Source organism: Candidatus Pantoea soli (assembly GCF_007833795.1).
Classification (GTDB): Bacteria; Pseudomonadota; Gammaproteobacteria; order Enterobacterales; family Enterobacteriaceae; genus Pantoea; species Pantoea soli.
The window spans coordinates 41,946-56,447 of record NZ_CP032704.1; the positions used below are offsets into that span (position 1 = coordinate 41,946).

Here is a 14,502-nt window from a genome sequence, read left to right on the forward strand (position 1 = left end):
CATGATTTCAAGACTCTTTGCCGTACTGCTGATGCTCACGCCGGTGCTGGCCACCGCGAGCACCATTGACGACATTGCCCGCCTGGAGCAGGCGAAAGCGGGCGCAGACACACCCGCTGAACAGGAAAGTGAGCCGGCACAAAGTTCACCTGCTGCAGACGCGCAGCCGGCTCCCGCAAAGCCGGTCTGGTATCACCTGAGTGACGGGCGCCGCGTGGACGTGGGCCACTGGCAGATCGTGCACTTCGTCCGCTCCGACTGCCCGTACTGCCACCGCTTCAACCCAACCCTGAAGTCAGTATCCGAGCAGACCGGCATCGGCGTGTTCGTCTACAGCTTTGACGGCAAGGGCGACGCGGTGTTCCCGAAGGTCATGCCGGTGAACGACGGCATCCTGAAGGACTTCTTCGCGGAGCTGCCGCAGGCGACCCCCACCGACTTCATTATTAACACGCAGTCGCTGGTAACGATCCCGCTGTCGCAGGGAGAAATGAGTGAGGAGGCGCTGAAGCAGCGTCTGGACGAATCTTTTGCACTGGCCGTGCGGCTGGGGGTGCTGTGATGAGTAAGTTTGCGCTGCGTGCCGGTATGGCGGCCGGCCTGCTGTTCTCCGCTGCCGCGAACGCGAACGTGCAGAACGACATCAACAAGTTCTTTAACGACATGGGCGGCGGCGGCGGTAACTACACCCAGGCGGCCGCCTGGCAGGGGCAGTCAGCGGGCTACCTGACCGGCGGTAACCTCTTTATCCGCACGCCGGTGCGCAACATCCAGCTGATTTCGGTGACGCTCCCGGACATCAAGTCGGGCTGCGGCGGCATCGACGCCTATCTGGGCTCGTTCAGCTTCATCAACAGCGACAGCATCAAAATCATGGGCAAGCAGATCCTGAGCAACGCCGCAGGCTACGCCTTTGACCTCGGGCTCGAAACCATCTGTCCGCAGTGTAAAGCCGTGAAGGACTACCTGCAGAAGCTCGCGGCGGACACCAATAACATGAACATCTCCACCTGCCAGGCCGCGCAGTCGATCGTTGGCGGCCTGTGGCCAAAAACCCAGGCGGCCAGCTCGCAAATCTGTCAGGACCTCGGCACCAAGCACGACGTGTTCTCTGACTGGGCGGCGTCCCGGCAGGGCTGCGGCGTGGGCGGGGAGACGAACAGCGTGTTCGACAAGGCGACTGACGAAGAGAAAAAGCGCATCCCGCGCAACCGCAACCTGACGTGGGACACGTTCACGAAGCTCAATCAGTTCTTCAGCAACGATCGCGCGCTGAAGGAATTCATTATGTCGATGGTCGGCACGGTGATTTATGACGCGAACGGCAACCCGACGTTTCTGCAGCCGCGCGGAGGCAGCGAGTCGATGTTCAACACGCTCCTGAACGGCGGGACCGAGAAAATTTACCGCTGCAACGACAACACTACCTGCCTGTCGCCGACTATCGCAGAGCTGACGCTCTCGGAAGATGAGGGCATGACCGGCCGGGTGCGGGACATGCTCAACGACATCTTCGATAAAAGCCGCACCGATACGGCGCTTAACGACAACGAAAAGGCGCTTATCAGCAGCACCCGCGTGCGCATCCTGCGCTACACCATCGACTCCGCGTCGGTGGGCATGGATCAGAGCGTGGTCAGCAGCCTGGCGGAGTACATCGCGGCAGATATGGTGATGTCCTACATCAACGGCCTCATCGACGTGGCCGCGAGCGGGGCGGCAGGCACGCTCGATACCGAGGAAGAGAACAAGCACTTTCGCGAGAACCTGCGCCAGGTGCGCAACGAGCTGAGCCAGCGCGTTGCACGCATCCAGGTGCAGCAGAACGGGCTGGCGGAGTATGACCGCAGCCTGTCCGAAACGCGCCAGCAGCTCTCTTCATCCGTTTCCGACAGCGTGCTGTCGAACTATCAATTCGGGAGTAACTGATGGCGCTTGATATCTGGGTAGTCAGCTCCGGCGGCATGATCACAATGGGGCTTAACGCAGTGGCAACCGTGATGGAGAACGGCGGCTGGAAAAGCACCATCTGGGTGGCGGAGATGCTGGGCATCGCCTTCTGCGTGATGACCTACCTGCGCACACACAACATGACGGCGATGTTCGGCTGGGGAATGACGTTCGTGCTGGTCACCGCCCTGCTGCTGACGCCGAAGGTCACGGTGGTGGTCAACGATCTGACCGCCCCGGACACCATCGGGCGGGTGGATAACGTGCCGGCGGGGCTGGCCCTGCCGCTGAATCTGGTCACCGGCGTGGGCTACACGCTCACGACTACGTATGAAGATACCTTTCACTTCCCGGACGAGCGGTCCTACACCAAAACCGGCATGCTGTTCGCGAGCAAGCTGCTGCAGGACAGCTTCGCCATCGACAGCCGCAACCCGGTGCTCGCCTACAACATGGGGGAATACGCGAAGAACTGCGTGGTGCCGGACATCATGCTGAACCACAAATACAGCATGCAGGACGTCATGGAGTCTGAAGACGTACAGGCGCAGATCTTTAGCAACCCGAGCCCGCTGCGCGCCATCTACTGGCGGGACGCGACCGGCACCACGTTTATGGTCTGCCGCGACGCCGCGCCGCGCCTGAAAAACCTGCTGTCGGCGGAGAGCAACAACACCGGCAGCACGTTCATGGCCCACGCGGCCCGCATGCTGCCGGGCAACAACGCGCCGCAGACGGTCTACGCCGAGCAGCTGGCGGGGTCCTATGAATATTTCCTCGGCAGCAGCAAGTCGGCGCAGGCCATCATGATGCAGAACATCGCTATCGCAGGCCTGCGTCGCGGGCTGAACAGCTACGTGAAGGGCATGAACGACACCGCCTCGATGGTGGACATCGCGTCCGAGCAGTCGCTGATGAAGCTGCGCCTGTCGCACGCGGTCAGCTACACCATTGCGACGGAGGTGCTGCCGCAGCTGCACACGGTGCTGCTGCTGTTCTGCGTCTGCATCTTCCCGGTGATGGTGCTGGCGCTGTACGTGCGGGAGATTGCCTGGCCGGTGATCAAAAGCTACCTGAACTTTATGGGCAGCCTGATGCTGTGGCCGGTGATGTTCGCCATCTTTAACTTTGCGGTGAACTACAGCACGCAGAACAGTTTTCACGCCACTGGCCCGACGCTTTCCAACATGAACCGCCTGATGGAAACCAGCACCACCACGGCGGGCATTGCCGGCTGGCTGATGCTCTCGATACCGTTCCTGGCCTTTCGCCTGTTCACCGGGCTCGGTCAGGGCTTTGCGAGCCTCAGCTCCAGCCTCGGCAGCGCCCTCAGCAGCGCCTCGGCCGCAGACTCCGGCGCGGTGGCGTCGGGCAACGTGAGCGTGGGCAACGTGCAGCTCGACAACATCAACGGGCACAAAACGGACCTGAACCGCGCTTATCGTGAGGGCAACACCTCCGTGCAGCTGGGCAACAGCGCCATGCGTACGATGACGCAGGACGGGCAGACGGTGTATGACGCCTCCGGCGCAACCAGCCGCCTGCCGGTGGATCTGCACCTTGATCGTAACCTGGCGAGTGCCGCGCAGCGCTCGGTGCGCGACAGCATGGCGCAGACCGAAATGGCGGCGCAGGGCTACAACCACTCGGTGCAGGAAACCGGCTCGCAGCTTAAACAGTTTCATGAGCAGTTCGGCAACAGCGATTCGAAAACGCTGTCCGCTTCAACCGGCATGAGCATCACCGATGCCGAGCGCGTGAACAAAATGCAGAACGTGGCGCAGGACTATGCGACCCGTAACCATATCAGCCTGAATGAGGCATATTCGGAACTTGAAGATAAGAGTCGAAATTTACAGCTTAATGAAGGTGTTCGTGGCCAAGTCGGTATTGATTCAAGCAAAGCCCTATGGGGTAAAGCTGGTCAATGGGTTACTGGAGCTTCAGCAAAAGGAGATTTGCATGCTGGGGTTGAAGGAACAGAACGCACAGGTTCCTCTTCTTCAACGACACAAGGCGGGCAAAATGGGAAAGATAATTCGCAAACTATCTCTGCACGCGAGTCTCAGGACTTCAGTCAGGGTATGGATGTGCTGCGTAACTACAGCACTACCTATAACGGTCAGCACGTCGATAACAATGCGTCCGGCCTGATGAACCAGATCTCTTCCAGTATCACCACGTCTGACAGCAAATACGCGCAGTACACCGCCAGCCAGTCGCATACGCATGAACTGCAGAAAATGGCCTCTGAAACGGAAACGCTCAGCGCAGGCGCGCGTGACAACTACACTCAGCAGTTTGTGGAGTGGGCGCAGAGGCGATCGCCGGGGAATGCCGAAACCATTCTTACCAATACGTCCGATGAAGGCGTTCAGAAGCAGCGTGACGGTCTGGTTCAGGAGTTCTTCGCAGAGAAGCTGCAGGGACGCATTGACGGAGACTACGCGCGAAATTCAGGAAGCACGGGTGAAGGGATGGGCTCACCGGCAAATACAGCAGGCGCCCAGTTCGGGGGGGCGTATAACAGCGCAAACCAAAGTATTGAAGCGGGCGTTGCCAGAAACAATATCCGTACTAATGTAGGCTCGGAGGTTGCATCCCAGCAAAATGTTGTTAATGAAAGAGCTAATCAAGCGGAAAATGAGCTAAGGGCAGGCGAGGTACAGACTCAGACAGGGGCGAATGCCAGAGAAAGCGAATTTAACCGAGCAGGACAAAATTACCAGCATGAAAAGGCGGCAGCTGATAAAGCACAGGGTAATTGGCTCCCTAAAGAGGCCAATGATATGCTCAAAAGAAATGCTGAAGCAAAGGAGTTTTACGATGAGCGGCGCAATAAAAAATAGCATTGCTTTTAATGATATTCTGGCAGAGGTAATTAATGACTATTACTTATGAAAAGATTAAAAGTGAAGTAAGGATTATTTCGGAAGAGATGGTTAACTCAAGTAACAAGGTTCCTTCTATCTTTTCTACGGTTAAGTATGGCCTGCTACCGGCGGGGGTTTATTTTACTTTCTTTCTGGCCTGCCCGTTCGCAGATGTATTCATTAAAAACATTTGGATGTTTTTGGGTTTTTTATCATTTTTCTTCTGGGTTTTTATATCCATTTTTATAAGCGGATATAGCCAATTTTTTTCTTTATTACCTGAAGGCGCTCAGGAGCGGTTCGAAATAGTCAGGATTTGCTGTAAAAAAATGAAAGTGTATTATGCGGTTTGGTTAGCGTCAGTATTTGTGGCCGGCCTCTTAGCCCTATTTACTATTTGGAATGTTATAGCGCTGGCAGTGGTGACTGTACTCTCCACAGTGCTTATTGCACTGGCGTTCAATTTCGATATGTCAAGGTATCAACTTGCAAGCCTGTTCGGTGTTATCAGCGCTATAAAAGAAAAGTCCATTAAATAGCCCCGCAGTAAATCTTAACGGCTCTGATTTTTATCAGGGCTGTTAGCCCTAATTTCAATTTCGAGGTGATGATGCTTATTCATTTAACGCCCTCCTTTTTTCTTAATTACTCCGATGTCTCTGTTGACTTAATTGACGTAGAAGTTCCTGAGTTAGGCCTGCATCTGCAGAATGAAAAAGATATAACCGTTCGGTTCCCTGCGCCCAATAAACGGCTGCATTACGTCTGCCGTAAAAAAGGGCGCAAGGCCGTGTACGGGATTCTGCTGAACACGGATAAAACCGTCACGGATATTACCGTCATTACGCGCTGGGCCGTGCAGGGTGAAGTCTCCACGCACCGCGTACACATGCACATTGTGGGCGCTGACGATGCGGCTACCGATGTGATTCATCTCTGGAGCGGGGTTTTCAACACACCTTTCCGGGATAAAGCGCCGGACCTGACTAAAAACTGGAACCCGGCGGCGTGTCAGCCGCGCCTGAGCGTCTGCGCCGGCGACAGGCCGTCCGAGCGCGAGCCGGCAATCTGGCGCCTTGCGGACGCGGCCGGGATTATCCGGCAGCAGACGGAATACTTCACCGCCACCACCGTCGAGCCCGAACGCCTGCTGACGCCTACCCGCAGCAACGACCGGCTGCCGGCGCTGGAAGACGCGTTTGACTGCACCGTACGGGAATATGCGGACACGCTGCGCGTGCTTTATGCCTATCCGGGCGTGACCGTCTGCCCGGTGACGGAGCATGAGGATCTTATCGAAAGCGACCTGACGGAAGAGGGAAAGCGCGACGCGTTCACCGCGATAATCCAGCCCGTGCTGCAGGAGGTTCGCGCGGTCTGCCCGCTATTTTTTACCAATACCACCAACCTGATGAACAGCATCCGCCGCTTCTCCGCGCACTTCCAGGCGCTGAGCGAGGCTGACAAGCAGTTTGTTGAGTACCAGATTAATCAGCCTCTGTTTCGCGTTTCCGTGAGCTGATACCGCCCGCCGCACAGCCTGACGCGCCCTGCGTCTGGCGGAGGAGGCGGAACATCACGTCAGCCCATCCGGGCACGTTCGCACCGTAACTAAATTCCGCGCAGCTTTCTGTCTGGCTTTCGCCTGCCCGCAGCCCTGTGCGCCTGTCTCTGTTTCCACATAAAGGACTTTCCATGAGCCTCAACGCCCGCGACTTTACCCAGGGCGGCCAGGTGATGAAATACATGATCGGCATGTTTGTGCAGATCATGAATATCGCCTCCTACTGGGTCGTGCTGTTTTCAGCACTGGTATTTTTCAGCTGGATGCTGCTGCGCCTTACCATGCAGGAGTTCATTCACGGCAGCGCCTACTGGCTGGTTAAGTGGTTTGTCATGCCTCTGTCGAAATTCTCCGGCGGAAATTCTAAAAGCGGCTGGACCTTTCACTTTGAGCGACCCAACGGCGAGGTGGTGGCGTTTAAGCACACTGCTCAGCAGGTGATGAACGATCCGTATTTCGTGCAGATGGGCGAAAGCGTTAAAGACGCCGCATTTTACGGCTGGGGCATTGCGACATTCTGCTTTGTTGCCGCCATTCTCGGCATTACCTGGTTTCTGGGTAGTAAGGGCGCAAAGCAGCGCGAGAGCGAACTCACCGGCGGCCGCATACTGGCGACGAGCCCTTCTGTTGTGAACCGCCTGCTTAAAAAGGCTGGCGTGATGTCTCCGCTCAGTATCTGCGGTCTGCACATCCTGAAAGACTCTGAGATGCAGAATTTCGGCTTCCACGGCACCGTCGGGTCGGGCAAGAGTACCGCCCTGAACGACCTGCTGCGCCAGCTGCGCGAGCGCGGCGATCGCGTCATCGTGTACGACAAAGGGAACAACTTCATTCCCACCTTTTACCGGCAGGACAAAGACAAAATCCTCAACCCTTTCGACCTGCGCTGCCCGTTCTGGGACCTGTGGGAAGAGTGCAAGACGGTGGGTGACTTTGAGAACTTCGCGACCTCCCTGCTGCCCGACAGCAGCGGCAGCAGCGATCCGTTCTGGGTGCTGTCGGCGCGCTCGCTGTTTGTGGCCACCGCGCGGCGCATGGCCCGTGAAAAGGACCGCAGCATCGGCGAGCTGCTGAAAAAGCTGATGTCCATCAGCCTGGCGGACCTGCGCGCGTTTCTGGAGGGTACGGACGCGGCGAACCTGGTGGACGGCAGCATCGAGAAAACCGCGATGACCATCCGCACCATTCTGACCACCTACGTCCGCTCGCTGCGCTACCTGCAGGGCCTCGATCAGGATGGCCGCCGGCCGTTCAACATTCGCGACTGGCTGCACACCGAGGACGCAAGCGGCGATAACCCGTGGATTTTTATCTCCAGTGACGGCCAGAACCACAATGCGCTGAAGCCGCTGCTGAGCGCGTGGCTCTACATGACCATGTCCGGCATCCTCGGGCTCAGGGCCGACCGGAACCGCCGCATCTGGATTTTCCTGGACGAGCTGCCGTCCCTGCTCAAGCTGCCCATTCTGCCGGAGTTCTGCGCCGAGGGCCGCAAGTTCGGCGGCTGTACCGTCGCCGGCCTGCAGAACTTCCCGCAGCTGGAAGAAACCTACGGCACCAATGCGGCCAAATCCATCTGGGACCTGCTGAATACCCGCGTATTTTACCGCGCGCCCAGCGGCTCGATCGCGGACTGGGTGCAGAAGGAAATCGGCGAGCAGCGACACAAGAAATTCAAAGACCAGTACAGCTACGGCATCGACATCATCCGCGACGGCGTGCAGTTCTCCAAAGACGAGGTGAATGAGTTCCTCGTCAGCTATTCCGACGTGCAGAGCCTCAACGACCTGGAGTGCTACATCACCCTGCCGGGCGAGTGGCCGGTGGTGCGCATGAAGCTGCCCTGGAAATCCTACCGAGAAATTGCTGAAGGGCGCATCCCGCGCGACGTCGAGGACGTGTTTGACCCGCATATCGAGGCCACGCTTGCGGGCGAAACCGCAGACAACCAGGCCGGCCAGATTGTCGGGAGGCTGTTCGGTGACGCGACTGAAGCGGCAGCCCCTGCAGAGGAACAGAACGCCGGGAATTCCGTGCCTGCGGCAGGTTCGCAGGGCGCTGCGGCGCCCGCGGACAACGCTACGGCACCTGCGGAAGCGGCATCCTCATCATCTGCACAGGCAGCATCGGTTGAAGCTGGCGGGCGCGTAACGGCACTACCGCCGCCCGCAAATCCAGCCGCTCCTGCAGCGCCGGCGCCAGCCGCACCGACGCCCCCCGCGCAGCCCGCAGCGGAGAACCCCCTGCAGCAGGTGGACATTGTTAAACATCGCGACTTCGACCCTGACGATCGTTTCTGAGGTACATCATGCTGTCAGTCTCTTCTGTCAAAAGCGCCGGTAAAGCCGGCGCTTACTACACCAATGAAGATAACTATTACTTTCTCGGCGAGCAGTCCACGGAGTGGTACGGCACCGGTGCGGAAAATCTGGGCCTTGAGGGCCCGGTTAACCGCGATACCTTTGTCGCGGTGCTGGAAGGCCAGCTGCCGGACGGCACCGACATGCGCCGCATGGAGGGAGGGGTCAACAAACACCGGCCGGGCTATGACCTGACGTTCTCCGCGCCCAAGAGTGCCTCGGTGCTCGCCCTCGTGACCGGCGACACCTTTCTGGTGGACGCGCACAAGGAAGCGGTGCGCCGCACGCTGGACGAGGTGGAGAAACTCGCCACGACGCGCACCATGACCGACGGCATTACCGAGATGGAAAAGACCGGCAACCTGGTGATCGCAACCTTCATGCACGATACCAGCCGCAACCTGGACCCGGCGATGCACACCCACGCGGTTGTGGCCAACGCCACGCTCTCCCAAAACGGCTGGAAAACGCTTTCCACCGACATCAACGGGAAGCAGGGCTTTACCGACGTGGTCTGGAACGAGCAGGTCAGCATTGGCGCGCTCTATCGTGGCCACTATCGATCCATTATTGAGCCAGCGGGCTACCAGACCGAGGACACCGGGCCGCGCGGGGAATGGGACATCACCGGCGTGCCGGTGAAGCCCTTTTCCTCGCGTCGCCAGGACATTCTCGATCTGGTCGGTGAAGACGCGACGGCGAAGCAGAAAAGCATGGCCGCGCTGGACTCCCGGCAGGCCAAACACTTTGAAGACCCGGAGACCCTGCGCGAGCACTGGCAGACGGTGCTGAAGGATACCGGCTTTGATGTGCTGACGTTCAGGGAAGAGCTGGCAGAGCGCCAGCAGCAGCGTGAAGCCGAAAGCGCCGGTCAGGAAAAAAAGGCCGCCACGCCACTGGCGCTGGAGGGCGCTGTGCGCGAGGCCATTGAGCGACTGTCGTCTAAAAGCGTGCGTGTCACCTATGACGACGTGATGACCAGCGTGCTTAATCACGTTCCGGTCGCCCCGGGCGTCTACGGGCAGGCCCGGAGCGCCATTGACAGCGCCATCGGCCACGGCCAGCTGATTGCTGTGGACAGGAACCAGACGCTGTTCACCACCGCCGCCCACGTCCGCGACGAGGCGCGCCTGTCACAGCTGGCCGCCGGGCTGGCGGAAAAGCGCGGCGGGCTGACGGCACCGGCGGGCGAGCGGGGGGTGCTGGCGCAGGTGGCCGACGCCGATCGCGCGGTGTCGCTGATTGACGTGCGCGGCGGCACGCAGTTCATCAGCGACCTGAACCGCAGCATTATGGCAATGGCCAGCGAGAGCCAGCGTCCGCTGATTGTGGTGGCCGCAGACGGCGCCGCGCGCAAGCGACAGCAGGCCGCCTTCGGGGACAAATCCGGCGTACAGCTCATGACGGCGGAGGAGATGAACAGCGCTGAGCTGTCGCCGCGCCCGCTGGTGCTGGTCGCGGAGGCCGAGCGCTTCAACACCTCCGGGCTGCACGACGTGCTGAAGACGGCGGCGCAGCACGACGGCGCGACGCTTGTAACCGACACCCACGCCCGGCGCACGGCGGGCTTTGCGTCGGCAGTGCTGAGCGCGGCGGGCGTAAAACAGTTCACCGCCTCGCCGAAGACCGAGAACGTGCGCGTGACGATGGTGCAGAAGGACACGGTAGAGGACCGGCTCAGCGTGGCGGCGCGCTACTACGCGCAGGAGAAAGCGCAGGGCCGGCCGGTGTCGCTGCAGGCGGGCAATGCGCGCACGCGCGACCAGCTCACGACCCGGACCCGGGAAATCCTCGCCGACGAGGGGCAGCTCGGCCGGGTGCTGGGCGAGGCCACGGTGCGGGTGCCGGTGTGGCTGGACGCCAGCAACCGCAACGACCGCAGCGTCTACCGCGCGGGCATGGTGCTGGAGTATCACGAGGGGCAGGGAGAAAAGTCGGTATTCACCATCGCCGGCGTCAGCGAGCGCCACAACCTGCTGACCCTGAAAGACGAAAAAGGACAGACGCAGGGCGTGAGCATCAGCAGCATCGACAGCCACTACCGGCTTTACCGGGAAAAGAAGCTGGAGCTGCGTGAGGGTGAGCAGCTGCGCGCCACGGCCGATCTCAGCAGCCGGGCCGGCAGCGGGGAGCGGCTGACCGTTACCGGCGTAAAGGCGGGGCGCTGGCTCTTTAAGGACACCATCACGATGGAGAACGCAAAGGGCGAGCGCGTCAGGCTCGACCGCAACGCGCCGCTCTACGCGGATTACGCCTACGCCGAGTCTTTTGGTGCCACGCGCCGTACGGAGGGAAGCGTGGTGGCGGTGCTGGCGGGCAAGGAAGTGAACGACGCGACCGTGAACATGCTGCGCCGCAGCGGCTCGGACGTGATTGCATTCACCCCGCTGGACGAGGCCGCGATCGGCCGCCGTCTGGAGGAAAACCGCCCGGTGGTCAGCGTGACGCAGGGCATTAAATCGCTCGCCGGGGAAAACGAGCTGACCGACGCGCTGCGCGAGCTGGAGTCCCGGAAGATGTCGCAGCCGGAGCGCGCGATGCGGCTGGCCATCGAGAAAGCCACCGGCACCGACGTGACGTTCACGGGCGTCCGGGCGCTGGCCGGGGTGATGAACGCCGACCGCAGCATCACGCCCGCGCGCGCACAGGAGGAGCTGTCGCGCCTGGTGCAGCGCGGGGAGATTTTTGAACTCAGCGGGGAGCAGGGCGCGGCCGGGAAGTACATCTCTCGCGAGAACTTTGAGAACGAGGTGTCCATCCTGCGTCACGTTGCTGAAGGCAAAAACAGCGTGGCCCCCCTGCTGGCCGGGGGGCTGAGCGGAGAGACAGCCGCCGGGCTCACGGAGGGCCAGCGCGAGGCGGGGAACCTCATCCTGACCACCCGCGATCGCTTTACCGCTATTCAGGGCTATGCCGGCGTGGGGAAAACCACGCAGTTTCGCACCGTGGCGGCGGCGCTCGCCGCCGCAGACAACGCTCCGGACATTCGCGGGCTGGCACCCACGCACCGGGCGGTCAGCGAGCTGTCCGGGGCGGGTATTCCGGCGCAGACTATCGCGAGTTTCCTCAGCGAAAGCAGCCAGTGGCAGGCCGCCGGACAGGCGCGCGACTTCCGCAATACCGTGTTCGTCATCGATGAGTCCTCCATGAACGGCAACGCCCAGCTGGCCTCCCTGATGAACGTCATCGCTGAAGGCGGCGGCCGCGCCGTGCTGAGCGGGGACCAGGACCAGCTGAAGTCGCTGGAGTCCGGCGCCCCGTTTGCACTGGCCCTGGAGCGCAGCGCCGCCGACGTCGCGGTGATGAAGGAAATCGTGCGCCAGATCCCCGCGCTCAGGCCCGCCGTGGAGGCGGTCATCGCCGGCAACGTGCGGGAGGCGGTGCGCATCACAGCGGACACCAGCCCGCAGAGCGTGCCGCGCCAGCCGGACGCATACGTGCCTGAAAGCAGCGCAATGGACGGCAGCAAGCTGGCGCCGGCGGCAGGGCCCGCAGGTGAGGAGGCCGAAAAGCCCGACCTGACCGGAATGATTGCCGACGACTACGCGGGCCGGACGCCGGAGGCGCGCGACAACACGCTCATCGTGACGGAGCTGAACGCCGACCGCGAGGCTATCAACAGCGCCGTGCACGACCGGCTGCAGGCGCAGGGCGCGCTGGGTGACAGCGTCACGGTGCCGCTGCTGGTTCGCGTCAATAACAGCAACGCCGATCTGGGCCGGCAAAAGTTCTGGGAGGCGCAGGAGGGCAACGTGGTGCGCCGGGGCGAGCAGTATTTCCGGGTGGGTGAAACCGACGCGGAGAGCGGCGTGGTACGCATGGCCGGGCTCGACGGCGCAACCGATCGCTGGATACGCCCTGCCGAACTGCGCAAGGAAGACGTGGCGGTATTTAAGGAGGTGACGCGGGACATCAGCCCGGGCGAGAAAATCCGCCTGACGGCCACGGACCGCGACCGCAACGTGCGCGCGAGCGACATGGCCGTGGTATCAGGCATCACGGAGGAGGGAAAAATTCTGCTTGATACCGGCGACCGGCAGCTGTCTTTCGATCCCGCTGCGCGCTACGCCGACCGCCACATGGACTACGGCTACGCCGTCACCACCTACAGCTCGCAGGGCGCGTCCGTGAAGTACCTTATCGGCCTGTTTGGCGAAGAGGGGGCAAGGGGCCGGATGGCGGCGCTGGACAGTACCTACGTCGAGCTTTCAAGGTCAAAGGAGCACGTTCAGACCTACTTCGACAACCTGTCCGGCTGGGCGGCGAAGGTAGAGAGTAAAAGCGGACGGCGCCAGACGGTGCACGACGTGCTGATGCGGGCGGAAGACGTGCGGGCCGATCGGGAGATACAGGCTTGGGACAAAAGCCTGCCGGTGTCCGGCACGCGCCTGGCGGACCGGGTCGATCAGGACCTCACGGCGGACGCGCGCTTTATGGCCGGGAAGACGCCGGAAATGCTGTGGCCGGTCATCAACGAGCACGGCCGGCAGCGGGGGAACTGGCACGTTCCGGTGTCACCCTCCAGCGGAGAGGTGGACTTTTCCGCCGCCCACTATGAAGGGGCGGCGGACGGCAGCCGCATCGTGCTGCAGCGCGGGGAAAAGCACGGAAAGGTGCTGGAAGCCGCGGACGTCGCGGAGGCGCTGCAGCTGATGAAGGACAACCCGGATAGCCCCGTTGTGCTCTCTGCTGACCACAGTGAACGTCTGGAAAGCAGCCGCGTCGCGTCGTCTGCCACCGCAGCGGCATCCGGGGGAGAAGAGCTGGACCGCCACGAAGCCGAGGCGCTGGAGAAAGCCGTTAAAGCCGCGCTAGGTCAGGAGGAGAAAGAGCCAGAGCCGGTTACGCCTGAAGAGGCGCGGAGCGCACCGGACGACCGGGAGAGCGAACGCGAGGCCGCACTGGCCGCCGCGCTGGAGGAACTGCAGGTGGAGGCATTTGATTACCGCGACTACGACCTGACGTCGGAGCGGGACGACCGCGCCATGATGAACGATGAAGTGAACGTGATGCGCCACAAGCGCAGCGAGCCCGAACCTGAGTTTGGCCATAAACCTCAAAAAACCCTGGAGTAGACCCTATGACATTACTGCTGATTGCGGCCACCGTGGCCGTTTGCCTGATGATGCTGATGGCCTGGCTGCCCGAGTTCCGGGCCGAAGGTGCGCTGCTTCGCCGCTGGAGTAAGGGCGGCGGTGAGAACCGCTGCAGTGAAACCGTGCAAAACGTGGTGGACGGCTTTATTGGGAATTTCTCTGCTGCGCACAATCTGTCGGAAACCGAAACGGCGCGCATCCGGGAGATGAAGACCCGCCCGGGCATGATGCCGGTGACCCTGCTGCTGCATCCGCAGCTGGTCACGCGTGAAAAGGGACGCTTTGGGCGGGGGCGCAACCTCACCGCCGTGTTTGTGGCCACGGGCGTTAGCGCGCTTATCATGCCGCCGCTGGCGGGCATGACTATGCACACCATGAGCCTGTGGCTGCTGCCCTTCCTGAACACGTCGGTATTTTTTGCCGGGCTGCAGCTGCTGCGCTGCGCGTACTCGGATTTAGGTCTGCTGAACATGCTGGTCACGGGTAAGCCTGACTGAAAAGAAACGGCCTGCCGCCCTGCGGTTGGCCGGTCCCTCGCGTCCAGGATTGAAAATCCCGTACGCTCGCGACCCTAGAGTAATGACTGAAGAATGCCTGGAAAATAGGGAGAATTCCTGCACTCTTCTTTTATATGTTCGCATCGCCTGTAAAGCAGCAAG

At 61.0% G+C, this 14,502-nt stretch carries 8 protein-coding genes; all 8 read left to right on the forward strand.

What is annotated here, in order from left to right; genetic code table 11:
• The first annotated feature begins 1 nt into the window (after nucleotide 1).
• The 8 genes from trbB (at nucleotide 2) to D8B20_RS20265 (ending at nucleotide 14,340) form a co-directional block, all read left to right on the forward strand.
• On the forward strand, nucleotides 2-562 hold the full coding sequence (gene trbB, locus D8B20_RS20230; protein WP_145891724.1) for a type-F conjugative transfer system pilin assembly thiol-disulfide isomerase TrbB: 561 nt from the start codon (nucleotides 2-4) through the stop codon (nucleotides 560-562).
• Nucleotides 562-1,929, forward strand: a complete 1,368-nt coding sequence (locus tag D8B20_RS20235; protein WP_145891726.1) for a conjugal transfer protein TraH — start codon at nucleotides 562-564, stop codon at nucleotides 1,927-1,929. Before trbB ends, D8B20_RS20235 begins: the two co-directional genes overlap by 1 nt.
• A complete protein-coding gene (traG, locus tag D8B20_RS20240) occupies nucleotides 1,929-4,799 on the forward strand; it encodes a conjugal transfer mating-pair stabilization protein TraG (RefSeq protein ID WP_145891728.1) in 2,871 nt (956 codons plus the stop codon). Before D8B20_RS20235 ends, traG begins: the two co-directional genes overlap by 1 nt.
• A gap of 35 nt (nucleotides 4,800-4,834) precedes the next feature.
• Nucleotides 4,835-5,362, forward strand: coding sequence for a hypothetical protein (locus D8B20_RS20245; RefSeq protein WP_145891730.1), 528 nt, complete (start codon nucleotides 4,835-4,837; stop codon nucleotides 5,360-5,362).
• Between the two features lie 71 nt (nucleotides 5,363-5,433).
• Entirely contained in the window at nucleotides 5,434-6,345 is a 912-nt protein-coding gene (locus D8B20_RS20250) for a DUF6012 family protein (RefSeq protein WP_222433875.1), read from the forward strand.
• Nucleotides 6,346-6,518: 173 nt separating this feature from the next.
• The gene (traD, locus tag D8B20_RS20255; protein WP_186454478.1) at nucleotides 6,519-8,687 is read left to right on the forward strand and encodes a type IV conjugative transfer system coupling protein TraD; all 2,169 of its coding nucleotides are present in this window, start codon (nucleotides 6,519-6,521) and stop codon (nucleotides 8,685-8,687) included.
• Between the two features lie 8 nt (nucleotides 8,688-8,695).
• Entirely contained in the window at nucleotides 8,696-13,822 is a 5,127-nt protein-coding gene (traI, locus tag D8B20_RS20260; RefSeq protein ID WP_145891734.1) for a conjugative transfer relaxase/helicase TraI, read from the forward strand.
• 5 nt (nucleotides 13,823-13,827) lie between these two features.
• Nucleotides 13,828-14,340, forward strand: coding sequence for a hypothetical protein (locus D8B20_RS20265; protein WP_145891736.1), 513 nt, complete (start codon nucleotides 13,828-13,830; stop codon nucleotides 14,338-14,340).
• The last annotated feature ends 162 nt before the right edge of the window (nucleotides 14,341-14,502 follow it).

What these genes read in the sequence shown, in the direction of transcription:
- trbB (WP_145891724.1), top strand. Translation starts at nt 2, where the DNA reads ATGATTTCAAGACTCTTTGCCGTACTGCTGATGCTCACGCCGGTGCTG.
- D8B20_RS20235 (WP_145891726.1), top strand. Translation starts at nt 562, where the DNA reads ATGAGTAAGTTTGCGCTGCGTGCCGGTATGGCGGCCGGCCTGCTGTTC.
- traG (WP_145891728.1), top strand. Translation starts at nt 1,929, where the DNA reads ATGGCGCTTGATATCTGGGTAGTCAGCTCCGGCGGCATGATCACAATG.
- D8B20_RS20245 (WP_145891730.1), top strand. Translation starts at nt 4,835, where the DNA reads ATGACTATTACTTATGAAAAGATTAAAAGTGAAGTAAGGATTATTTCG.
- D8B20_RS20250 (WP_222433875.1), top strand. Translation starts at nt 5,434, where the DNA reads ATGCTTATTCATTTAACGCCCTCCTTTTTTCTTAATTACTCCGATGTC.
- traD (WP_186454478.1), top strand. Translation starts at nt 6,519, where the DNA reads ATGAGCCTCAACGCCCGCGACTTTACCCAGGGCGGCCAGGTGATGAAA.
- traI (WP_145891734.1), top strand. Translation starts at nt 8,696, where the DNA reads ATGCTGTCAGTCTCTTCTGTCAAAAGCGCCGGTAAAGCCGGCGCTTAC.
- D8B20_RS20265 (WP_145891736.1), top strand. Translation starts at nt 13,828, where the DNA reads ATGACATTACTGCTGATTGCGGCCACCGTGGCCGTTTGCCTGATGATG.